The 21,658-nt window shown below is 64.8% G+C and carries 20 protein-coding genes; 12 read left to right on the top strand and 8 right to left on the bottom strand.

Annotated elements, in window-relative coordinates:
- The first annotated feature begins 81 nt into the window (after positions 1–81).
- Positions 82–1,650 carry an FAD-binding oxidoreductase gene (locus KM135_RS10245; RefSeq protein ID WP_221713912.1) on the top strand — a complete coding sequence of 523 codons (1,569 nt, stop codon included), beginning with the start codon at positions 82–84 and terminating at the stop codon, positions 1,648–1,650.
- 122 nt (positions 1,651–1,772) lie between these two features.
- Here the strand turns inward: KM135_RS10245 and KM135_RS10240 are convergent, their stop codons facing one another.
- Together KM135_RS10240 and KM135_RS10235 are read right to left on the bottom strand one after the other, a co-directional pair.
- Entirely contained in the window at positions 1,773–3,086 is a 1,314-nt protein-coding gene (locus KM135_RS10240) for a M20/M25/M40 family metallo-hydrolase (protein ID WP_221713911.1), read from the bottom strand.
- Between the two features lie 63 nt (positions 3,087–3,149).
- Positions 3,150–3,716, bottom strand: coding sequence for an HNH endonuclease (locus KM135_RS10235; RefSeq protein ID WP_221713910.1), 567 nt, complete (start codon positions 3,714–3,716; stop codon positions 3,150–3,152).
- A gap of 97 nt (positions 3,717–3,813) precedes the next feature.
- Between KM135_RS10235 and gluQRS the strand changes: the two genes are divergently transcribed.
- Genes gluQRS through KM135_RS10220 form a run of 3 tightly spaced genes read left to right on the top strand, consistent with a single transcriptional unit; the run spans position 3,814 to position 5,547 of the window.
- Positions 3,814–4,704, top strand: coding sequence for a tRNA glutamyl-Q(34) synthetase GluQRS (gene gluQRS, locus KM135_RS10230; RefSeq protein ID WP_221713909.1), 891 nt, complete (start codon positions 3,814–3,816; stop codon positions 4,702–4,704).
- 23 nt (positions 4,705–4,727) lie between these two features.
- Entirely contained in the window at positions 4,728–4,964 is a 237-nt protein-coding gene (locus KM135_RS10225; protein WP_221713908.1) for a twin transmembrane helix small protein, read from the top strand.
- Between the two features lie 10 nt (positions 4,965–4,974).
- The gene (locus KM135_RS10220) at positions 4,975–5,547 is read left to right on the top strand and encodes a cob(I)yrinic acid a,c-diamide adenosyltransferase (RefSeq protein WP_221713907.1); all 573 of its coding nucleotides are present in this window, start codon (positions 4,975–4,977) and stop codon (positions 5,545–5,547) included.
- 101 nt (positions 5,548–5,648) lie between these two features.
- On the opposite strand, the gene KM135_RS10215 is transcribed toward KM135_RS10220, so the two are convergent.
- On the bottom strand, positions 5,649–6,572 hold the full coding sequence (locus KM135_RS10215) for a hypothetical protein (RefSeq protein ID WP_221713906.1): 924 nt from the start codon (positions 6,570–6,572) through the stop codon (positions 5,649–5,651).
- Between the two features lie 119 nt (positions 6,573–6,691).
- On the opposite strand from KM135_RS10215, the gene KM135_RS10210 reads away from it, so the two are divergent.
- Both KM135_RS10210 and KM135_RS10205 read left to right on the top strand, forming a co-directional pair.
- Positions 6,692–7,957 carry a glutamate-5-semialdehyde dehydrogenase gene (locus tag KM135_RS10210; protein WP_221713905.1) on the top strand — a complete coding sequence of 422 codons (1,266 nt, stop codon included), beginning with the start codon at positions 6,692–6,694 and terminating at the stop codon, positions 7,955–7,957.
- A complete protein-coding gene (locus KM135_RS10205; RefSeq protein ID WP_221713904.1) occupies positions 7,954–8,526 on the top strand; it encodes a hypothetical protein in 573 nt (190 codons plus the stop codon). Before KM135_RS10210 ends, KM135_RS10205 begins: the two co-directional genes overlap by 4 nt.
- 673 nt (positions 8,527–9,199) lie before the next feature.
- Here the strand turns inward: KM135_RS10205 and KM135_RS10200 are convergent.
- A complete protein-coding gene (locus KM135_RS10200) occupies positions 9,200–9,766 on the bottom strand; it encodes a GNAT family N-acetyltransferase (protein ID WP_221713903.1) in 567 nt (188 codons plus the stop codon).
- Between the two features lie 203 nt (positions 9,767–9,969).
- On the opposite strand from KM135_RS10200, the gene KM135_RS10195 reads away from it, so the two are divergent.
- Positions 9,970–10,248: a hypothetical protein gene (locus KM135_RS10195; RefSeq protein ID WP_221713902.1), complete on the top strand. Its 279-nt coding sequence runs from the start codon at positions 9,970–9,972 to the stop codon at positions 10,246–10,248.
- Positions 10,245–11,798, top strand: a complete 1,554-nt coding sequence (locus tag KM135_RS10190) for a methyl-accepting chemotaxis protein (RefSeq protein WP_221713901.1) — start codon at positions 10,245–10,247, stop codon at positions 11,796–11,798. Before KM135_RS10195 ends, KM135_RS10190 begins: the two co-directional genes overlap by 4 nt.
- Positions 11,799–11,807: 9 nt before the next feature.
- On the opposite strand, the gene KM135_RS10185 is transcribed toward KM135_RS10190, so the two are convergent.
- From KM135_RS10185 to KM135_RS10175, 3 genes are all read right to left on the bottom strand, one after another.
- A complete protein-coding gene (locus KM135_RS10185; protein ID WP_425517033.1) occupies positions 11,808–12,440 on the bottom strand; it encodes a L,D-transpeptidase family protein in 633 nt (210 codons plus the stop codon).
- 217 nt (positions 12,441–12,657) lie between these two features.
- Entirely contained in the window at positions 12,658–13,152 is a 495-nt protein-coding gene (locus KM135_RS10180; RefSeq protein WP_425517028.1) for a DUF2721 domain-containing protein, read from the bottom strand.
- Positions 13,149–14,360 carry an LL-diaminopimelate aminotransferase gene (locus KM135_RS10175; RefSeq protein WP_221713899.1) on the bottom strand — a complete coding sequence of 404 codons (1,212 nt, stop codon included), beginning with the start codon at positions 14,358–14,360 and terminating at the stop codon, positions 13,149–13,151. The genes KM135_RS10180 and KM135_RS10175 overlap by 4 nt, the downstream gene beginning before the upstream one ends.
- A gap of 123 nt (positions 14,361–14,483) precedes the next feature.
- Between KM135_RS10175 and KM135_RS10170 the strand changes: the two genes are divergently transcribed.
- The 4 genes from KM135_RS10170 to ppc all read left to right on the top strand — a co-directional run bounded on the left by KM135_RS10170 (position 14,484) and on the right by ppc (position 20,511).
- Complete coding sequence (locus KM135_RS10170; RefSeq protein WP_221713898.1) at positions 14,484–16,220, top strand: PHA/PHB synthase family protein; 1,737 nt, start codon at positions 14,484–14,486, stop codon at positions 16,218–16,220.
- 189 nt (positions 16,221–16,409) lie between these two features.
- A complete protein-coding gene (locus KM135_RS10165) occupies positions 16,410–17,231 on the top strand; it encodes a phasin family protein (RefSeq protein ID WP_246605915.1) in 822 nt (273 codons plus the stop codon).
- A 155-nt stretch (positions 17,232–17,386) separates the two neighbouring features.
- The gene (gene clpS, locus KM135_RS10160; protein ID WP_246605954.1) at positions 17,387–17,716 is read left to right on the top strand and encodes an ATP-dependent Clp protease adapter ClpS; all 330 of its coding nucleotides are present in this window, start codon (positions 17,387–17,389) and stop codon (positions 17,714–17,716) included.
- A gap of 107 nt (positions 17,717–17,823) precedes the next feature.
- Positions 17,824–20,511, top strand: a complete 2,688-nt coding sequence (gene ppc, locus KM135_RS10155; RefSeq protein ID WP_425517027.1) for a phosphoenolpyruvate carboxylase — start codon at positions 17,824–17,826, stop codon at positions 20,509–20,511.
- 437 nt (positions 20,512–20,948) lie between these two features.
- On the opposite strand, the gene KM135_RS10150 is transcribed toward ppc, so the two are convergent.
- Positions 20,949–21,302: a hypothetical protein gene (locus KM135_RS10150; protein WP_221713895.1), complete on the bottom strand. Its 354-nt coding sequence runs from the start codon at positions 21,300–21,302 to the stop codon at positions 20,949–20,951.
- Between the last annotated feature and the right edge of the window lie 356 nt (positions 21,303–21,658).

Below are 21,658 nucleotides of genomic sequence, written 5' to 3'. Positions count from 1 at the left end.
CCGGGAGGGCCGGGTTCCAGCCTAGGGTGTCGAGCACCCGGATCCCGGCCAAACCGGCTGAGCGCTTGAGGAGAGACAGATATGGCCGCACGCGCCGAGACTATTCACGCATTCGATATCGCCCCCGCCATCGAGCGCCTCAAAGGCATTCTCGGTCCCGAGGGCGTGCTGACCGATCCCGCCGAGGTGACGGAGTTCCGCGATCCCTTCCAGCATGCGAGCTGGCGCGAGTTCGAGCCGGGCGCGGTGCTGATGCCCTCAAGCGTCGAGGGCGTTCAGGCGGTCCTGCGCATCGCCAACGAATATAAGGTTCCGGTCTGGACCAGCGGGCAGGGGCGCAACAACGGTTATGGCGGCGCTGCGCCCCGTGTCTCCGGATCGCTCGTCCTCTCGCTCCGTCGCATGAACCGCGTGCTGGAAGTCGACGAGGAGAATGCGACTGCGCTGATCGAGCCGGGTGTGCGCTTCTTCGATCTTTACGATCATCTGCGTGCGACGGGATCGAAGCTCTGGATGTCGGTCCCGGATCTCGGTTGGGGCAGCGTCGTCGGCAACACACTCGATCATGGCCTCGGCTACAATCTCACCGGCGATCATGTCGCGCATCAATGCGGCATGGAAGTCGTGCTGGCCGATGGCGACATCTTGCGCACCGGCATGGGCGGCATGACCAATGGCCGCGCCTGGCAGAATTACAAGCGCGGCTGCGGACCCAGCCCGGATGGCCTCTTCATGCAGTCCAACTACGGCATCGTCACAAAGATGGGCGTGTGGCTCATGCCGCCGCCGGAATGCTACATGCCCGGCTGGCTGACCTTGCGGAACGACAGCGACCTGGAACTGCTGCTCGAGAAGCTGCGGCCGCTAATGCTCGACGGCACGATTCCCAACCAGCCGATGATCATCAACGCGGTCTGCGCCATGTCCGCGTTTGCCGGTCGCGAGGACTGGTATACGGGCGAGGGGCCGATGCCGGAGTCGGTGATCGAGGAGATTGCGCGCCAGCCCGGCTTCGGCCGCTGGGTCATGCGCTTCGCCCTCTATGGCGACGAGAAGGTGGTCGATCGCCAGCGCGAGATCGTCGAGGCCGCCTTCGGGACGATCCCGGGCGCGGAAGTCAGCTTTTCCAAATATGACGGGCGCAACCTGCCGGAGCTCGACAACCCGCATGAGCGCGTGCAGGCCGGCATTCCGAGCATGGCGCTGGATCGGATGACGCGCTGGTATGGCGGCGAGCATGGCGGCCATATCGGCTTTTCCTGCGCCGCACCGATCACCGGCCGCGACGGCGCGGCGCTGCGCGATCTCGTCCGCACCGAGCTCAACACTGCCGGGCTCGACTATAGCGGAGTCATCATCGTGACGAAGCGCAGCATGATCCATGTCGGCCTCGTCGTGTTCGACACCGAGGACGAAGCGCAAGCGCACAATGCCTATGCCGCCTGCCGCTCGATGGTCCGCACCGCCGCGACGCTCGGCTATGGCGAATATCGCTCGCATCTCGATTTCATGGATCTGGTCGCCGAGCAGTACGACTATAATGACCACGCCCAACGCCGCTTCAACGAGCGGATCAAGGATGCGCTGGACCCGAACGGCATCCTGTCCCCCGGCAAGCAGGGTATCTGGCCGTCGGCTTATCGGGGGTAAGCCGACCGCAGGTCATTTTACAATGCGCGCAGAGACGCAGAGAACGCAGAAGTTTCTTCCTTCTTCTCCGCGCTCTCCGCGTCTCTGCGCGAAAAAAATCTGCCTGCGACGCTTTTAGGCGCTCAGGGCTTGCGCCCTTTCTCCTTGCTGAGCCGCGTCATCAGCAGCGCCGCGCGCTTAGCCTGGCGGGACATGGAGGCGAGATCGACCACTTCGGCCGGTGTATGGTCACCGTCGCTCGCCGTGCCGAGGCCGATAAGTCCGTCGACATCCGCCGCCACGAAGCTGATATCGCCCGCCCCGCGCCGCAGCGGGTCCAGCGCGGGCATGCGCGCGAGGCCCAGATCGGCATTGATGCCATTCATCTTCTCGAGCAGCGCAAGATTGCCGGGCGTCGGCGCCATCGGCGGATAGCCTTCCTTGAACTCGATGGTCGCGCCCGTGCCCGGCGCATGCGGCCCGGCGACGATCGCTTCCATCTTCGCCCGCACGCGCGCGGTCTGCTCCGGCGAGAGCGTGCGGAAATCGCCCGTCGCGATCGCCGCTGCCGGAATGATGTTGGTCTTGCCCTGCGCGCTGACCGATGCCTCGCTGGCGCTCAGCTCCGCGCTCGCGCCGCCCGCGACCAGGCCGATGTTGAAGGTCAGATTGGGCTCCGGCAGATCCTTGCGGAAGGTCGAGATGATCCGCGCCATCTCGTAGATCGCGCCGTCGCCGACCGCGCCGAAGATGCCGCTCGAATGCGCGGAGCGCCCCGTCGTCCGGATCGTGTAGCTGTTGGACGAGCGCCGCGCGACCGAGCCCTGATCCACCCCGTCGATCTGCGCCAGCCCCTCGAAATCGAGCGCGACGTCGGCGCGCTTTCCTGCCGCGATCAGGTCGGCGCGCGCCGTCTCGACCGGCTCGCCGACCGATTCTTCATCGCCCGTGAGCGCGACCTCGATATTGGCGCCGTCCAGTGTCCCGGCCGCCTTCATGGCGCGCAAGGCGGTGAGCATGACGACCACGCCGCCCTTGTTGTCGCCGGCGCCCGGGCCCTTGGCGGTGTCGCCGTCTCGCTCGAATTTCTGAAAGGGCTGGTCCGGCTCGAACACCGTATCGAGATGGCCGATCAGCAGCATCCTGGTGGTGCCGGCCTTGCCCTTGCGCGTCGCGAAGAGATGCCCGGCGCGGTCCACGGCGTCCATCGGCTTCCAGACGATGGTAAAGCCCAGAGCCTCCAGTTCCGGCCGCACCATCGCGGCGACCTTGATTACACCGTCCCTGTTCCGCGTGCCCGAGTTCTGATTGACCATCCGCTCCAGCAAGGCGATCGCCCAGTCCTGATCGGCATCGACATTGGCAGCCATGCGCTGCTCCGCAGGGGAAAGCTTGGCGGAGGCCGGCGTGGCCAGCAGGGCGAGGGAGAGGGCGGCGAGGGCTGCGCGGATTTTCATGGCGCCACGATAGGCATGCGAGCCACCGAAGCAAGAGCAGGGATAATTGTCCGCGACCGCTCGCTACGCCAGCAGTTCGACATCCCAATAGAGCCAGTCGTGCCAGCTCTCGTGCAGATAATTGGGCGGGAAGGCGCGGCCATGATCCTGGAGCTGCCAGCTCGTCGGGCGGATCGGCATTTCGCGCAGCGGCATATGCGCCTCGCGCGGCGTGCGGCCGCCCTTCTTGAGATTGCAGGGCGAGCAGGCCGTCGCGACATTCTCCCATGTCGTGCGCCCGCCGGCGCGGCGCGGCACGACATGGTCGAAGGTCAGGTCCTTGGGCGATCCGCAATAGAGGCAGGCGAACTTGTCGCGCAGAAACAGGTTGAACCGCGTGAAGGCGGGATGCTCGCTCGGCCGCACATATTGCTTGAGCGCGATGACCGAGGGGATGCGCATCTGGAAGCTGGGCGAGTGGACTTCGCGATCATAGCTCTCGACGATGTCCACCCGATCCAGAAAAACCGCCTTGATGGCGGTTTGCCAGGGCCAGAGGCTCAGCGGATAATAGGAAAGCGGGGTGTAGTCGGCATTCAGCACCAATGCCGGGCAGTTTTCGGGATGGCGTATTCGATCGGGATGATACATGCGCGCTCGTGCCCCTTTCGGTTTCGCCGCGATCCATCGAAGAGAACCGTGACGTCATCATGACAGCAGAGTCGATGAGTCCCCGTCAAGAGTTAGTATGAGTCAAACTGACTCTCCACGACATCTGGTGACACGCTTCGCACCGAGCCCGACCGGGCGGCTCCATATAGGCCATGGCTACTCCGCCTTACAGGCTTATGATCTTGCGAAGGAAAGCGGCGGCACCTTCCTGCTGCGTATCGAGGATACGGACGTGACGCGCTGCCGGCCGGAATTTACCGATGGCATTTACGAGGACCTGCGCTGGCTCGGGCTCGATTGGGACGGCCTCATGATCCAGTCGGAACGGTTCGCCGCCTATGAGGCCGCGCTGGACCGGTTGAAGGCGCTCGGCGTGCTCTATCCCTGCTTCTGCACGCGCGGCGACATCGCGCGCGAACTGGCGGCCAGTCTGCATGCGCCGCATGGCGCTGACGGCCCGCTCTATCCCGGCACCTGCCGACATCTGTCGGAAACCGAACGCATCGAGCGGATCGTGCGCGGGGACCCGCATAGCTGGCGGCTCGACATGGGTGATGCGCTGGCACTGACAGGGCCGCTCATCTGGCACGATGCGATCGCGGGCGACATGTCGGTCGAGCGCGATGCGCTGGGCGATCTCATCCTCAAGGGCCGCGATCGGCCGGCCAGCTATCATCTCGCGGTGGTGGTCGACGACGCCGCGCAGGGTGTGACGGATGTCGTGCGCGGGCGGGACGTTTTTCCCTCGACCCACGCGCATCGCACCTTGCAGGCGTTGCTCGATCTGCCTGTTCCCATCTATCGGCATCATGCATTGATCGTCGATGCGGAGGGCAAGCGCCTCGCCAAGCGCTCGGCCGGTCTCAGCCTCGCCGAGCTCCGCGCCCGGGGCGTCGAAGGGCGCCAGCTCGCCGACGACCTGCGCGCCGGCCGCTTTCCGGTTGGCATATCGCTGGATGCACCCTAAACCGCGCCAAAGGAGTTTCGATCATGGGCAAGGCCATTCTCATCATCCTGCTGCTGCTCGCCATGGGCGGCGTGGTGTTCATGCTGGTGCGCGGGATCGTGGCGTTCCTCAAGACGACCGAGGAAGACCTCAAGAGCGGTGGCACCGGGCCCAGCGAGTCCAGCCTGCGCCAGAACAAGGCGATGATGGGCCGCGTCACCATGCAGGCGGCGGCGATCCTGCTGCTCGCCTTGCTGATGCTGGTCTTCGGCAGCCGCTGACGTCCGCTGCGTGGTCCGCCTGAACCGCATCTACACGCGCACGGGCGATGACGGCACGACGGGCCTGGTCGACGGATCGCGCGTCGCCAAGGACGATCCGCGCATGGCGGCAATCGGCGAGGTCGATGAGCTGAACAGCGCGATCGGGCTGGCGGTCACGGTCTGCGCCAACGGCGAAGTGGCGCTGCTCCAGACAATCCAGAATGATCTCTTCGACTTGGGAGCCGATCTTGCTACGCCGGGCGAGGATTTCGCTCCGTCCGGTATGGTGCTGCGCATCGTGCCACAGCAGGTCGAGCGGCTGGAACAGGCGATCGATCGGCTCAACGACCATCTCGCGCCGCTCAAGAGCTTCATCCTGCCGGGCGGGACGGAAGCGGCCGCCCGCGTCCATCTCGCCCGCGCCATTTCGCGCCGTGCCGAGCGAGCGGTGATCACGGCCGGGCGGAGCGTCCCGCTCAATCCCGCGGCGCTCATGTATCTCAATCGCCTGTCCGACCTGCTGTTCGTCCTGGCCCGCGCGCTCAACGGCAATGGTAGCGGCGACATTCTCTGGGTGCCGGGCGCCCAGCGAGAGATTTAGCGCGCGGATTTCATACAGCGGACGGTCGAGGCACGAACGACTGCCCTCATTCGCCCCTCCTCTTCAAAGGATTGGCGATCTCGGTCTTCCGGACGCAAGTTCTAAGCACAGCGCACGCGGCGCACGCCGTCGATGGTCAGCACCTTGCCGTTGTCGGAGAGCGCGAGCGTCGAGTTCTCCGCCCAGTTGCTGCCTTCGCCGCTATAGGCGGCCGCGACCTGGATGCGGTCCTTCGACAGTTCCTCCAGCGAGGTCACCTTGCCGACGCTCTCGTAGAATGTGAGCGTGTCGCCCGAGACGGCGAGGCGCATGTCATCGCCCGGCCGCTTGCAGCTCTCGTCGGACTGCGACCAGCGCCCTTGGAAGGCGGCGGGAATGCGCTCCGCCATGCTTTCCCCTTCCGGCGGAACGATCTTCACCGTGCCGCGCGGGACGAGGTCCATTGCCGCAATCACCCAGGGAATCTGCCCGGCCCCACCATTCTGCCCCGCCGGGTTGCGCGCCAGCGTCGTCATGCCGATCAGGTTGAACGGCTTGCTGCCCTCGCGCTCGCGCCCATAGACCTGCAGTGGCACACGCGCCGTCTGCGTGCCGCCGGCCTGCGGACGACCGATCAGCACATGGATCTCGGAATATTTGCGCCAGCTCTCGGTGAATTGCGCTTCGCTCATTCCGCTCTGCCGCCCATTGTCGCGCCAGAGCCGATATGCCTCGCCGAACCGCCCCGCGCCGAGCGCAAGGCCCCAGCGCTCCAGAGTCGCGCCCGATGCCTCGACGCTGGTCGGCACACGCGCGGCGGATTCGTTGAGCGGCGTTCGGTCGTCAGGCAGGCCGCCGGGTTCGCCCGGCGCCGGGGGCACAAGCGTGCCTTCATTCCCGCCCTCGACGGCGTTCATCGCGGTATCAAGCGCGATGTCCGCCTCTGCCGCGGTCATGTTCGTCTGGTTGCTGGCTGTCGGTTCCTGCCCGCAGCTCGCCAGCATTGCCGCCAGGAAAAGGGCGGGTGCAGATCGTCTCTCGATCATTCTCACCTCCGCATGCACTAACGCCGAAACGTTCCACGCCGTTTCGGGTTGCGCCATTTGCGCCACTCCGGCGCCATGCTATGGGGGACGCCCTTTGCTCCACTGGACCCGAATCCGCGATGAACGACCTCACGCAGACGCCGGAAATGCTGATCGCCACCATGGGCGCGCGCGCGCGCCGTGCCGTTACGGACATGGCGCTGGCGTCAAGCGAGCAGAAAGCCGCGGCGCTGGTCGCGGCGGCCGCTTCCCTGCGGGCTGCGACGTCCCGCATCATCCTCGCCAACCGGGCCGACATGGAGCGCGGCGCCGCCAATGGGCTGTCGTCCGCCATGCTCGATCGGCTGCGTCTGGACGAGGGGCGGATCGCCGCCGTGGCCGACGCCGTGGAGCAGGTCGCGCATCTGGAGGATCCGGTCGGCCGTGTCATAGACGAGGCGACGCGACCCAATGAACTTAGCCTCACGCGCGTCCGCGTGCCGCTAGGGGTTATCGGGATCATCTATGAGAGCCGGCCCAATGTGACGGCGGATGCTGCGGCGCTCGGCCTGCGCTCGGGCAATGCCGTCATTCTGCGCGGCGGGTCCGAGGCGGTGGAGAGCAATCGCGCCATTCATGCCGCCATGGTTGCCGGCATCACGGAAGCAGGGCTTCCGGCCGATGCCGTGCAATATGTGCCGACGACCGATCGCGCCGTCGTGGGCGCCATGCTGCGCGCCGTCGGTCTCATCGACATCATCATCCCGCGCGGCGGCAAGAGCCTCGTCGCGCGTGTGCAGGAAGAGGCCCGGGTGCCCGTGCTCGCGCATCTTGACGGCATCTGCCACACTTATGTCCATGCGGCCGCGGACCCCGCTATGGCGCGGGAAATTGTCGTCAATGCCAAGATGCGCCGCACCGGCATCTGCGGCGCCATGGAGACCTTGCTGATCGATCGGGCTTTCCCGGAGCCCGAGGCGCTGGTCACGGCGCTGCTCGATGCGCGCTGCGAAGTGCGGGGCGACGATGCCGTGCGACGGATGGATCCCCGCGTAGAGCGCGTCGAGGACAGCGACTGGGACACGGAATATCTCGATTCCATTTTGTCGGTGCGGCTCGTCGATGGCATCGATGACGCGCTCGCGCATATCGCCTCGCATGGCAGCCACCATACTGACGCGATCGTGACCGGCGATGATGCGGTGGCGGAGCAGTTCCTCAATCGCTGCGATAGCGCGATCGTGATGTGGAATGCCTCCACCCAGTTCGCGGACGGTGGCGAGTTCGGCCTTGGCGCCGAGATCGGCATTTCGACCGGCCGCATGCACGCGCGTGGTCCGGTCGCTCTGGAGGGCCTGACGACGTACAAGTGGGTCGTGCGGGGAAGCGGGCAGATCCGTCCGTGAAGCCGCATCTGAAGGACTTGCGCGGGCGGATCGGCGCCGTGGTCGTGGTCGGGCTGCTTGCGGGCTGCGCCGCCGTGCCGCCACCGCAGCCCGCGCCAGCTCCGCTGCCACGGCCCGCACCGGCGCCAACCCCGACGCCCACACCCGCACCGGTCTCCACGGCCTCGTGGGAGGAAGCGCCAGTCGCGCAGGGGGACTGGCATTACGAGCGGATCGGCGATGCCGGTACCGCCCGGTTCACGCTTGTCGATGGACTCATGCCGCGCAACGCCGTGACGCTGACCTGCGATCGGCCTCGCCAGCAGATCATTCTCTCGGTTCGCGGCACAGGGGGCAACGCATCCGTTGTCATCCGCACGACGTTCGGCGCGGTCGCCTGGAATGGCAGCGCGCGGACTGCGGCCGGCGGCGAGTCATGGATCGATATGCCGCGTCCGGCCGGCGATCAGGGCTTCGACTGGATGGGCTTTTCGCGCGGTCGCATCGCGATCGAAGCACCGGGACAGGCACGGCTCGTCATCCCTGCCTGGGCGGAAATCGGGCGCGTCGTGGAGGACTGCCGAAACTGAGCTTTTCGGCTGGGTTCCCGGCTTTTTGGCCGGAGCGCATGAGTATGATTCGAAAAAAAATAAATACAAGACTTGTTCGTAAACGCGGGATGATTCACATCTAGGGCGTCGAAGGGACACAGGCTTTCAGCCCAACCCGACGAAGCAGTTTTCAACTTAGCGAAAGGAGGTGATCCGATGTCTCATGGTTCAGCAATGGGGTCGGTCAAGTCCGTTCGGGGAGCCTGCCGCTAAGGCATTGGCGGCGGGTCGCGCGAAGCTCCTAGGAGCCAGAACGCGGCGTAAATCCCCGGGTGGCGGCACTTCCGGCCGCTGACCATGCTGATGGGCCGCTCGGAGCTTCACCGCTCCGGCGGCCCCTCTCATTTGCGGCGTGATTTCGACGGGGTCTGCCGCCTGTGTGGTGCGCGCCCAAATCAGCGCTTTCCTACATCCATGCAGCCATGGCAGCTTTCACCTGAGACGCCCGCTCTTTCCCGCGACGTCCGGCACCGGCTGCTTCTCATCGTCAAACATTGTCATCGATTTTCAAGGTCGCTTGCGGCCGCGCGCGGACTTTTGCGGATTCACCATGGCGCACACGCGCGAACATGGAGAAGTTATCTAGCTAAGCTATTGAATCTGATCGACTGACGGAAAGCTGGTTTCTTCCCGCACACGAACAATGCCGATGCTAGAGCGCAATTCGGTAGCGTGCGGCCGGCGCGCCGCCGTCTCCAGCATCGATATCGAACTGATCTACGAGTACGCCGCCGCAGCTTTCGATCGTCCGCCTCGAGGCGACATTGTCCTGGTTGGCCGTGATATAGATGTGGGAAAGGCCGCGCAGCCTTGCGTCCGGCAACAGCGCCAGCACCGCCTTCGCCGCATATCCATTGCCGCGCTTCCAGGGTACGACGCCGAAACCGATGTGGCCCGGGCAATATTCGGGCATCTCGCTCGTGCCTCGCTGCCAGCGAAAGCCGATGCTCCCACAAAATTCGCCATCCCACATCCAGCGGCGATAGCCGGGCAGGCGGGTCCGGGTCGTTCCGTCCTTCATGAGGACGGGCGCGCCCTTGCCCTGCGGATCGTCGAGCGACATCAGGAATGCCAACGGATCGCGATCGATCCGGTCGAGTTCGCGATGGGTCGCGATGTTGCCCAGCACATTGTCCGGCGACCAGCCTTCTTCGAGTGCGGCCCGATAGGAGGCGAGATAGGCCGGCGCGGGGGGGACGAGGCGGAAAGGCTCGGACATGCCGGGAGCCTTAGGGGAGAGGGGGGCGGTTTGGGAAGACAGCGCAGGCTGCCTTGCGAGGCTCGGTTCACCGCAGGCTTAGCGCTTTGTTTACCCTCACACCGCAATTTCCAATTTGCGGGTTAGCCGATCCTTTACCGTATTTAGCTATGAAGATAGGTATGACCGCGTTCCCACGCCGCAGTCGGACCAGCCGTGTCCTGATGATTCAGTGCGCCATCGCCTGCCTCGTGCTGGTGGTCGTGACGCTGGCCCCGCCGGCGCGCGGCTCGATCCTGATCGTCTCGCTGAGCGGGGAAGATCCGGACGAGATTGCCCGCTGGGCAAGTGCGCGGGATGCCCGTCTGATTGCCGTCGGACCGGGCAAGCATTCGCTCGTCGTGACGGGGTCCCGCGCCGCGCTTTGGAGTGCGGCCGCGCGCCACGGCGGTCTGTTGATAAGCGGCATGGCCGCGGGATGCGGAAAGGCATCTGCCAGATGACGAAGGATGAGGCACTCGAACCGCTCCGACGGGCGGGCATGCGGGCAATCACCGCCTTTCTGTGGGCCAATGTGCTCCTGATCGTTCCGGTCGATATGATGATCGAGGGCACGGATGGCGGCCTGACGTTGCTGCTCGCGCTGATGGTTGTCGCCGTTCCCACCTGGTGCTGGTACAAGGGCCGCATCGATGCTCAGGCGCGACTTGCGTCCGGCATTGCGCTCACGCTGTGCCCCGTTCTCTTCGTCTATCTGTTTCGCGGCGACCCCTGGCAGATGGACCTGCACATGTACTTCTTCGTGTGCTTCTCCATGATGATCCTGATGTGCGACATGAAGCCGCTCTTCGTCGGCGCGGGGCTGGCGGTCGTGCATCACCTCGCATTCTATCTGTTGCTGCCCGAGTGGGTGTTTCCCGGTTCCGGCAGCATCGCCCGCGTGTTGCTTCATGGCTTCCTGGTGTCGAGTGCCGTCGCGATCATGATCTTCGCTGTTCGGCTGATCGCGCATCTGACCCTCACCAATCTCACCGCGCGCGCCGATGCCGATGCGGCTCGCGCCAATGCCGAGGATGCGCTGAACGAGGCGGATGTCGCGCGCCGCAATGCCGAGCGGGCGCTGTCGCAGAGCCGTGCCGCAGAGGCCCGTGCCGAGCAGGAACATAGTGATCGCCTCGCCGCCGAAGCCGCATTGCAGGAAAGCAATGATGGCCGGCGCCGCGTCGCGGCGGATCGCATCGAGGAAAGCGTGGGAACGCTGGTCGCCGAGCTTCTCGCTATTGCGGACAATGTCGGGCAGCAGGCGCGGGACATCGCGGCCGTCTCCAGCGCGCTGATGGAGCAGGCCAATGGCCTCAGCGCCTCGTCGGCCAGCGCGGTCAGCTCGATTGAAGGCGTGGCGCGCAATTCGGACGAGCTCAGCGTCTCGATCCGCACGGTCGGTGACAATGCCCAGGCGGCCCAGCGGATCGCCTCCGCGACGGCGCAGTCCATCTCCAGCCTCGAACCCGGCATCCTCAAGCTGACGCGCGAAGTGGACACGGCGCGCGATATCCTCGCCATGGTCAGCGAGATTGCCAGCCAGAGCAACCTGCTCGCGCTCAACGCCACGATCGAGGCCGCGCGCAGCGGCGAGGCCGGGCGCGGCTTCGGCGTGGTCGCGGGCGAGATGAAGCAGATGGCGAGCGCGACCGGACGCGCCGCGAACGACATCGCCCTCAAGCTCGCCGCCATCGTCCGCGCGGCAGAGGATTTCAGTGTGCTGATCACGACCTCGACATCCCATGTCGACGAGATCAAGGCGAGCAGCGCCGCCATTTTCGATGCCGTCTCGCAGCAGGCCACCGCGACGGTCGCCATTGCAGGTAGTGCCGAGGCGGTGCTGGCCAAGGCTGTCGATACCGATCAGCGCAGTCAGGCCCTGACCGAGGTCGCCACCACCAATGGCGTCATCGCCACCAGCGCGGCCGTCGTTGCCCAGCAACTCGGCGATCGCGCGGAAGAGCTGCGCGCGCGGATGAGCGGATTGTTGACCGAATTGCGGGCGGCCTGAGCCGACGGATCAGTTGCGCTGTAGGCCGGCCTGATCGAGCTGCGCGCCCTGCGGCACGGCCATCATCTTGCCATTGGTGACGATCACCTTCGTGCCGAGCTTGGCCTGCGCGAAGATCAGCTTGGCGAAGGCGAGGGGGACGCCAATGCAGCCATGCGTCGCATTGCCCCAGGCGACTTCGCTGGCATGGATAGCCACGCCGTCATTGGTCAGGCGCATCATATAGGGCATCGGCGCATTGTAGATGTTCGAGATGTGATGCACCTTCTTCTGCGTGATCGGGAACGTGCCGGTCGGCGTCGGATAATCGTCCGCGCCATAGAGGATCACGGCGGCACCGATCTGGTAGCCGGCGCGGAAGACGGCGATCGTCTGGGCCTTGATATCGACCGTGATGATCACTTCGCCCTGCGGCACGCCTTCCTCGTCCCAGACATAATCGCCGTGGCGGAACGGGCCATCGACCACGAGCACGCGCTTGAGCGTCATGGCGTCGCTGGCGAGCGCGGGTTGCGGCCTGGGCGCGGCAGCGGGCTTGGGCGTCGAGTGCGTGACGACCGCCTCGCCGGCCTGCGGAGCCTGGAGCGGCATGCCGAGATCGACTTCGAGGCGCGGCGCCGTGTCCGCGCGGGCAATGCCCATCGGCGCGAGGCTCAGGGCGAGCAGGGCGGCGATCAGCAGGCCTGTCAGAACGAGGCCGATCCGGATCATCTTGCGCTGTGCGGTCGTCGTCATGCGTCATGACTAAGAGACTCTTAACAGGCCGCGCAAGCCGCTATTTTTGGCCGTTTCCCAATGGGACACAGGGTTAGGGACAAGTTAATTGGTAAACGCGGCGCGCAGTTGGCCGGCACAGCGCTCAATGGACGCGCTTCTCGTCCTCGGCCTGATGGTAGAGGATCTCGTTGCGGACATGGATCGCCCGTGAGCCGAGTCGCGTCTCGACGATGAAGATCGCGAAGCCGAGTGCCATCGAGACCATCGAGGCGATGAAGAGCAGCGCGATCACCGTGCCCAGATTCGCCGAGATGAGGTTCGAGAGGAACAGCAGGATCACGACGAGGCAGGTCAGCACCGCCGCGACCACGGTCAGGAAGATGGCCGCGTTGACCACCGAGATGCGCTTGTCGAGGATCCGGATCTCGCCGACCAGCCGGTCATGCTCTGCACCCGTCGAGAGTGGCAATGCCTTCTCGACGAAGCGCGCGCGATCGACCACCCGCGCAAGGCGGCCGACGCACACGTTGAGGAAAGCGCCGATGCCTGCGAGCAGGAACACCGGCGCAAGTGCGAGCTGGATCGTATGGGCGACGAGGCTGACTTCCGGAGAGCCCAGCCCGCTCAGCGGGTTCACGCAGCGCCCTTCGTCACCGGCACGTTCACGCCCATGGAGGTGAGATAACGCTTCACGTTGCGCGCCGCCTGCCGGAGCCGCTGCTCGTTTTCGACCATGGCGATGCGGACGAAGCCTTCGCCGTCCTCGCCATAGCCGACGCCCGGCGCAACCGCGACCTTGGCATGAGTGAGCAATTGCTTGGAGAATTCGAGGCTGCCCATTTCCTTGAGCGCCGGCGGGAGCGGGGCCCAAGCGAACATGGATGCCTTGGGCGCAGGAATGTCCCAGCCCGCGCGGGCGAAACTTTCGACCAGCACATCCCGGCGCTTGTGATAAAGCTCGCGGTTCTGCTGGACAATATCCTGCGGGCCGTTGAGCGCGGCGCAGGCAGCCGCCTGGATCGGCGTAAACGCGCCATAGTCCAGATAGGACTTCACCCGCGTCAGGGCCGAAATCAGCTTCTGGTTGCCGACCGCGAAGCCGATGCGCCAGCCGGCCATCGAATAGGTCTTGCTGAGCGAGGTGAACTCGACGGCCACGTCCTTGGCGCCCGGCACCTGCAGGATCGAGGGTGTCGGGTTGCCGTCATAATAAAGCTCGGAATAAGCGAGGTCGGAGAGCACCCAGACCTTGTTCTCCTTCGCCCAGGCGACGAGCCGCTCGTAAAAGGCGAGATCGACCGTCTCTGCCGTCGGGTTGCTCGGATAGCCGACGACCAGCACGCTCGGACGCGGCACGGTGAAGGCCATTGCGCGGTCGAGTGCGCGCCAGTAATTCTCGTCCGGCGTGGTCGGTACGGAGCGGATGGTCGCGCCGGCGATGATGAAGCCGAACATGTGAATGGGGTAGCTGGGATTGGGGGCCAGCACGACGTCGCCCGGCGCGGTGATCGCGGTGGCGAGGCTGGCGAGACCTTCCTTGGAGCCCATGGTCACGACGACCTCGGTCTCGGGATCGAGCTCGACGCCGAAGCGGCGGGCATAATAATTGGCCTGCGCCTTGCGAAGACCGGGAATGCCCTTGGACTGCGAATAGCCGTGCGCGCTGGGCTTCTGCGCCACTTCCACCAGCTTGTCGATGACGTGCTGGGGGGGCGGCAGATCGGGATTGCCCATGCCGAGATCGATGATGTCCTCGCCGCCCGCACGCGCCGCGGCCCGCATCGCATTCACTTCGGCGATGACATATGGCGGCAGTCGCTTGATGCGGTAGAACTCGTCGGACATTGTGAAGTCGATCTCCTTTTCGTTTGAAACCAGCCTTGCGCTCGACACGTTTCGGACGCCAGACTGCAAGCCATATAGCCCGCACGTGATTCCCGTGCCACCAAAACCGGAAAGAGGCCCGTGATGGACCAGGATGTGATGGATGCGCCCAGCCTCACCGAGATGCAGCACTGGACTCACGTCATCGGCCTCGCGCAGCAGATGATCCTGGAGCGCAGCGCGGACCTTACGGAGCGCGCGCTCAAGTTCAAGGCTCTGGAAGCGCATCCCAACCTTGAGAAGATCGCGGACATCCAGTCCAAGATGGCGAGCCGCGGCATGGCGATCTGGGAGGAGTTCCTGCTCCGCGCCAAGACTGCCGATGCCGATGCCGCCTCGTCCCCGGCCGAATTCGACCGGCGCTTCTCCGATCCCCGGTGGCGGGACAATCCGGTCTTCGATCTCATCCGCCAGATCTACTTGTTGGCTTCGGAATATCTGCTGGAGCTGGCCGACAGCGTCGATGGACTCGATCCGCACGAGAAGGGCAAGCTCCGCTTCGTGACGCAGCGCTTTGTGGAGGCGGCGAGTCCCGCGAACTTCCCATTCACAAATCCGCTGGTGATCGAGAAGACGATCGAGACCCATGGCGAGAACCTGCTCACCGGTCTGGAGCATATGCTCTCCGATCTCGACAAGGGGCAACTCACGCACACGGACGGCTCAGCCTTCGAGCTTGGCCGCAACATCGCGACAACGCCGGGCAAGGTGGTCCACGAGACCGCCCTTTACCAGCTCATCCAGTACTCGCCGACGACCGAGACCGTGTTCGAGACACCGCTCATCATCTTCCCGCCGTGGATCAATCGCTTCTACATTCTCGATCTCAACCCGGAGAAGAGCTTCGTGAAATGGGCGGTGGATCAGGGGATCACCGTGTTCATGGTGAGTTGGAAGTCGGCCGACGCCTCCATGAGCGATGTCGGGCTCGACGATTATGTGCTTCGCGGCCAGATCGATGCCATCGACGTCGTGCGCGATCTGCTCGACGTGCCGAGCGTCCATGCGATCGGCTATTGTGTCGCGGGCACCGTGCTGGCGGCGACTCTCGCGCTGCTGACGTCGCGGAGCGAGGCCGAAAAGGTCGCCAGTGCGACCTTCTTCACGGCACAGGTGGATTTCGCCGAGGCCGGCGACTTGCGGCTGTTCGTGGATGACGAACAAATTGCGATGGTCGATAGTCTCGCGACGGATGGCTTTCTGGACGGGCGCTATCTCGCGGCGACCTTCAATCTGCTGCGCGGGCAGGACCTCATCTGGAACTACGTCGTGAACAACTATCTGCTGGGGAAGGATTATCCCCAGTTCGATCTGCTCTACTGGAATGGCGATACGACCAATCTGCCAGCGAAATGGCATCACAGCTATCTGACGGATTTCTATCGCGACAACCGTCTGGCGAAGCCGGGCGGTCTCGTCGTCGATGGCACGCCGATCAATCTGAGTTGCGTGACGACGCCGAGCTACATCCAGGCCGGCGTCGAGGACCATATCGCGCCCGCGTGCAGCGTATGGAAGCTGATGGAGCATTTCGCAGGGCCGAAGCGGTTCCTGCTCGCGGGCTCTGGCCATATCGCCGGGGTCGTCAATCCTCCGGCCGCGCGCAAATATCAATATTGGACAAGCCCGACGCTTCAGTCCGATTTTGCGTCCTTCCGGGAAGCCGCGCAAGAAACGAAGGGAAGCTGGTGGCCGGATTGGATCGCCTGGCTCGCCGATCAGGCGCCCTCCGAGGTGCCCGCAACCGGCGGACGCCTGCCGGGCAATGGCAAGCGCGACGCCATTGAGGATGCGCCGGGGCGTTATGTGCGCATGCGCTGAAGGGTGGGGGAACGAGTCGTAATTTCGCGCGTTTGGGTGACGTGGGGGTATCGCGGGGCGCGCATTGCCGTGCCTTTCATAAGCGCAATACGCATTTTGCAGCACGTTTGTTGCACTGCATCATTTTCACTTGCCATACGGCCCAAAACGGCTTATGTTGCAATGCAGCAAATGATTCAGGAGGCTCTATTGGCCACGCCGCCCAAGTCCAGATCGCGGAAGTCGGGAGCCAAAAGCGCGCCCGTTGCTGCGAAAGCGGCTGTGGCGACCATGCCGGCCGAGCCGAAACGGGTCGTCAAGACCAAACCCGTTGCGGTTGAACCCGTTGCGGTTGAATCCGTCGTGGCGCCGGAACCGGTTGCTGTGATCGAACCGACCCATGCCGCCGAGCCGGTGGGGGTCGTGGAGCCGGCGGTTGCAGAAGCAATTCCGGTTGAATGGCCGGTTGCAGCGATGCCGGTCGCTCCTGAACCCGAAATTTCAATCCCCGCATTGGCGGACGATCTCCCTCCCGTTGCCGCCGCAATCAACACGAAAGGCAAGATTATCATGACCGATGTGCTGGAAACCGCGAAGACCTACGCCGAAGAAGCCAAGACCCGCATTCAGAGCGCGTTCGTCGAGGCGAACGACAAGGCCAAGGTCGCCCTCGAAAAGTCCTCGAAGGCTTTCGAGGAGCTGGGTGAGCTGACCAAGGGCAATCTTGAAGCCGTTGTCGAGTCCTCGAAGATCGCAGCCAAGGGCGTCGAAGCGCTGAGCCAGGAAGCCGCCGAGTTCAGCCGCAAGTCGTTCGAGAAGACCAGTTCGACGATGAAGAGCTTCGCCGCCGTCAAGACCCCGGCCGAATTCTTCCAGCTCCAGAGCGACCTGCTGAGCGCGACTCTCGACAGCTTCGCCTCGGAAGCGTCGAAGAGCAGCGAAGCCTTCCTGAAGCTCGCGAGCGACATCAGCACGCCGATCAGCAATCGCGTCTCGGTCGTCACCGAGAAGATGAAGTCGCTGGCCGCCTGATCGCGACTGCGCACGGAAACGAGAAACGGGGTGGCCCGCACGTGCGGGCCGCCTCTTTTTTATGGTTATCGGATGCTCGGCCCTTGCAACTTGGCACGCCCATGCCCTATTTTTGGGCTATGACAATCACGGGCGCAGTGACCCAGAGGCCGCGCATGGCCGGGCGACAAGATGAGGAAGGTCCGGGCGGGCCTGGCCTCGGTATCGCCACGCGCACCCGCACGCGCACCAAGAAACCGACACCTTACAAAGTCTTGATGCTCAACGACGACTATACGCCGATGGAGTTCGTCGTCGATGTCCTGCAGCGTTTCTTCCGCATGGATATCGAGCAGGCGACCCGCGTCATGCTGCATGTGCATCAGCGCGGGGTCGGCGTGTGCGGCGTGTTCAGTTACGAAGTCGCCGAGACCAAGGTCAATCAGGTGATGGATTATGCCCGGCAGAACCAGCACCCGCTCCAGTGTACGCTCGAACACGCCTGACGTAGGGTTTCGGTAGCGCCGGACAGGTGGCGCTGCATCCATGAAAAGCCCTGTCGGCCCGCGATGAATGCTTGACCGGGCCTACGTTGCACTGCAGCATGGGAACCATGCCGCAAGCCCGTCCACCGATCACGCAAAACCCCGACATCCGCTATCTCGGCAGGCTGCTGGGCGACGTCATCCGCATTTATGGCGGCGAGCGGCTGTTCAAGCAGACCGAGTATATCCGTGCCGCCTCCGTCGATCGGGCGCGGGGCGTCGCGCCGGCGGAAGGGGTGGATACCGGCCTCGATGCGCTGACCCTGGACGACACGCTCGCCTTCGTGCGCGGCTTCATGCTGTTCTCGATGCTGGCCAATCTCGCCGAGGATCGGCAGGGCGTCGCGGCCGAGCCGGGCGCCGATGTGGCGAGCGCCGTGGCGAAGCTCGGGAAGGACGGCATCAAGCCCGCCGACATCGTCAAGCTGCTGGAAAAGGCGCTGGTCGTGCCGGTGCTGACGGCGCACCCGACCGAAGTGCGGCGCAAGTCCATGATCGACCACCGCAACGTCATCTCCGAGCTGATGGCGCTGCGCGACACGGGGGCCGTCGAGACTGCGCAGGGCGAGCCGATCGACGAGGCGATCAGCCGCCAGATCGCCTTGCTCTGGCAGACCAGGCCGCTGCGCCGCGAGCGCCTGTTCGTGCGCGACGAGATCGACAACGCGCTCTCCTATTTCCGCGATATCTTCATGCCGGTGCTGCCCGGCCTCTATGCGCGCTGGGACCGTGTCGTCGGCCAGCGCATCCCGGGCTTCCTCAAGCTCGGCACCTGGATCGGCGGGGACCGCGACGGCAACCCCTTCGTGCAGGCGGACCAGCTCCGTCTCGCGCTCAACCGGGCGAGCGGATCGACGCTGCGCTTCTACATGGAGGCGCTGCACGAGCTGGGCGCGCAGCTCTCGATTTCGAGCGAGCTGGCGGCGGTGCCGGCCTCGGTCAAGGATCTTGCCGCGGCGAGCGGGGACGATGCGCCGAGCCGCCGCGACGAGCCTTATCGTCGTGCCATTTCCGGCATCTATGCGCGCGTTGCCGCCAATTACGAGGCGCTGACCGGGCAGGCTGCGCCACGCGCGGCGCGGCTCAAGGGCAAGCCCTATGGCAGCGCGGCCGAACTGCGCTCGGACTTGGCGACACTGGGCCGTGGCCTCGCCATGGAAGGCAATGGCGTGCTCTCCTCGGGCGGGGGCCTCGGTCGGCTGATCCGCGCTGTCGAGCTGTTCGGCTTCCATCTCGCCACGCTCGACATGCGGCAGAACAGCGCGATCCACGAGCGGGTAGTGGCCGAGCTGCTGAAGGTCGCCGGCGTCGAGCCGGACTATCTGGCGCTCGATGAGGAGGCGCGCGTCACGTTGCTACGCCGCGAACTGGCGAACAACCGCCCGCTTGGCTCGCGCTTCGCCCAGTATAGCGAGGAGACCGCGACCGAGATGGCGATCGTCGAGGCAGCCGCCGAGGCGCATCGCATGTACGGCCCGGCCTCGATCACGCATTATCTGATCTCCAAAGCCGAGAGCGTGTCGGACATGCTGGAGGTCAACATCCTGCTCAAGGAAGCGGGCCTCTGGAAGGCGGCGGAGAATGGCGATCCGCCCATCGCGCCGATCATGGCCGTGCCGCTCTTCGAGACCATTGCCGACCTTGAGAATGCGCCGGGTGTCATGGCTGACTATTTCGGCCTGCCCGAGATTGGCGCTGTGGTGCGGGCACGCGGTCATCAGGAAGTGATGATCGGCTATTCGGACTCGAACAAGGACGGCGGCTATCTCACGTCGACCTGGGGCCTGTACGAAGCCAGCCTCGCGCTCGCGCCGGTGTTCGAGCAGGCGGGCGTCGCGATGCAGCTCTTCCATGGCCGCGGCGGCGCTGTCGGTCGTGGCGGCGGCTCGTCCTTCCAGGCGATCCAGGCGCAGCCGCCGGGCACGGTGCAGGGCCGCATCCGCATCACCGAGCAGGGCGAGGTCATCGCCGCCAAATATGGCACGCCGGAAAGCGCACGGATCAATCTGGAGGCCGTGACCAGCGCGGCACTATTGGCCAGCCTCGAGCCCGAGCGCCTCCCGGCCAGCGACAATGAGCGCTTCACTGCTGCGATGACGAAGATCTCGACCCTGGCGTTCAAGGCGTATCGCGATCTCGTCTACGAGACGCCGGGCTTTCGCGAGTTCTTCCGCGAGATGACGCCGATCCAGGAGATCAGCGGTCTCAAGATCGGCTCGCGCCCGGCCAGCCGCACCAAGAGCAACCGCATCGAGGATTTGCGGGCGATTCCGTGGGTCTTCTCCTGGGCGCAGGCGCGCGTGATGCTGCCCGGCTGGTACGGCGTCGGACAGGCGCTCAAGGAGTTCGGCGACGACGCCCTGCTCAGGGACATGGCGCAGGGCTGGCCCTTCTTCCGCGCCAGCATGGCGAACATGGAAATGGTCCTCGCCAAGTCGGATCTTGAGATCGCCAGCCATTATCTGCCTCTGGTCGAGGACAAAACCGTCGGCGACGCGATCTTCAAGCGCATCCGCGAGGGCTGGGACCTCGCGCACGACATGCTGCTGACCGCGACGGAGCAGCCCTATCTGCTCGCCACCAATCCGACGCTCGATGCCTCGATCCGCCTGCGCCTGCCCTATATCGAGCCGTTGAACCTGCTGCAGGTCGAGCTGCTCAAGCGTCACCGGGCAGGCGAGGGCGATCCGCGAATCAGCGAGGGCATCCAGCTGTCGATCAATGCGATTGCCACAGCGCTGCGAAACAGCGGTTGAGGCGTCGCTTTCGGGCGGATTGACCGCCTCATTGTCATGACTGCGCGCAGTTTGGGAGGGCGGCTTTGGCGGCGACCCACGTATTTCTGCGGGTTTGCGGGCTTATCTTCCCTAACTTCGCGCGTGTGAGTCATGGTGACACGCGAAAAGTCTGCCGCAGGTTGAGCGGAAGCGGTTGATTTAAGAGGGATTTTACTGGGTCAAAGAGCGCGGGCTCGATTTGGGCCGTGGCGGTAAGTTTGCATGCCGGGGCGGCTGTAGGACAGCGGGAAGTTGGTGTGGGATGCCGCAAATCCTCCCCATCGTAGATTGGGAGGGGGACCAGCGAAGCTGGTGGAGGGGCCGCCGAAGGCGGAAAGCTCGCTCCATTTCCCCTCCACCACCCTGCGGGCGGTCCCCCTCCCCAAGCGAGCTTGGGGAGGAATTTAGGGCGGCGCTCAGTCCAGCAGGTTGGCGATCGTCTGCACCACGAAGGTCTCGCTCCTGTCGCCGTCGATCAGCGCGATCTCGGCGCCTTCGGAGAGCGGGGCGTTGCGGATGTCGAGCTTGGACTGGCGCTGGGCGTCGGTCGCATAGGTGCCGGTGTCGAGGCGGCCGTCCATCATCAGGGTGAACGGGATCAGGGTCTCGGGCTTGCGGAAGTCGCCGATGCGGCCGAAGGCGGGGAAGGGGCCGGTGCTCGATCCCTTCTCCGTGTCGAGCTTCAGATCGACCACGAATTGCCGTGCCGCCGCCGTATCGGCGTCGGCGCCCTTGGGCACGAGGGTGATGCGAACGGGATTGACGGCCATGATGCTCTCCTCACGAGACTAGTCTCTGTCGATGCGCGACATAGCGCGCACCCGCCGCGCCGCCTTGCCCGGAAGGGAAGGACCAACGTTCGTGATCGGATGAGGTTGTATCGCCATTCAGCCAGCATCGCCGCAGTCTGTCCCTCAATGATCCTTTTGGAATGAGATGGCGGCCAATTTCCGATGAGATCGCAGCTCATGCTGCGATGACGTCACGGCGATTGTGGCCGCTCGTGCATCGACGCAAATCTTCTGCCTTGCAAATCAGCGTCATGGCGATTTCGTCCAATCTCCGGGCGGGATGCTCTCATATGCACATCGGTATCACGCAGGCTGAGCCGCCGGCGTTCCCGGGA

It is taken from the genome of Sphingobium xanthum, from assembly GCF_019737615.1.
In the GTDB taxonomy this organism is placed as follows: domain Bacteria; phylum Pseudomonadota; class Alphaproteobacteria; order Sphingomonadales; family Sphingomonadaceae; genus Sphingobium; species Sphingobium xanthum.
This window is presented reverse-complemented; position numbering and strand designations above follow the sequence as displayed.

Coding starts and splice junctions, on each gene's coding strand:
- ppc (WP_425517027.1), top strand. CDS start 17,824: ATGCCGCAAGCCCGTCCACCGATCACGCAAAACCCCGACATCCGCTAT.
- gluQRS (WP_221713909.1), top strand. CDS start 3,814: ATGAGTCAAACTGACTCTCCACGACATCTGGTGACACGCTTCGCACCG.
- KM135_RS10200 (WP_221713903.1), bottom strand. CDS start 9,766: ATGTCCGAGCCTTTCCGCCTCGTCCCCCCCGCGCCGGCCTATCTCGCC.
- KM135_RS10245 (WP_221713912.1), top strand. CDS start 82: ATGGCCGCACGCGCCGAGACTATTCACGCATTCGATATCGCCCCCGCC.
- KM135_RS10235 (WP_221713910.1), bottom strand. CDS start 3,716: ATGTATCATCCCGATCGAATACGCCATCCCGAAAACTGCCCGGCATTG.
- KM135_RS10150 (WP_221713895.1), bottom strand. CDS start 21,302: ATGGCCGTCAATCCCGTTCGCATCACCCTCGTGCCCAAGGGCGCCGAC.
- KM135_RS10225 (WP_221713908.1), top strand. CDS start 4,728: ATGGGCAAGGCCATTCTCATCATCCTGCTGCTGCTCGCCATGGGCGGC.
- KM135_RS10215 (WP_221713906.1), bottom strand. CDS start 6,572: ATGATCGAGAGACGATCTGCACCCGCCCTTTTCCTGGCGGCAATGCTG.
- KM135_RS10175 (WP_221713899.1), bottom strand. CDS start 14,360: ATGTCCGACGAGTTCTACCGCATCAAGCGACTGCCGCCATATGTCATC.
- clpS (WP_246605954.1), top strand. CDS start 17,387: ATGGCCGGGCGACAAGATGAGGAAGGTCCGGGCGGGCCTGGCCTCGGT.
- KM135_RS10190 (WP_221713901.1), top strand. CDS start 10,245: ATGACGAAGGATGAGGCACTCGAACCGCTCCGACGGGCGGGCATGCGG.
- KM135_RS10195 (WP_221713902.1), top strand. CDS start 9,970: ATGATTCAGTGCGCCATCGCCTGCCTCGTGCTGGTGGTCGTGACGCTG.
- KM135_RS10185 (WP_425517033.1), bottom strand. CDS start 12,440: ATGGGCATTGCCCGCGCGGACACGGCGCCGCGCCTCGAAGTCGATCTC.
- KM135_RS10170 (WP_221713898.1), top strand. CDS start 14,484: ATGGACCAGGATGTGATGGATGCGCCCAGCCTCACCGAGATGCAGCAC.
- KM135_RS10210 (WP_221713905.1), top strand. CDS start 6,692: ATGAACGACCTCACGCAGACGCCGGAAATGCTGATCGCCACCATGGGC.
- KM135_RS10240 (WP_221713911.1), bottom strand. CDS start 3,086: ATGAAAATCCGCGCAGCCCTCGCCGCCCTCTCCCTCGCCCTGCTGGCC.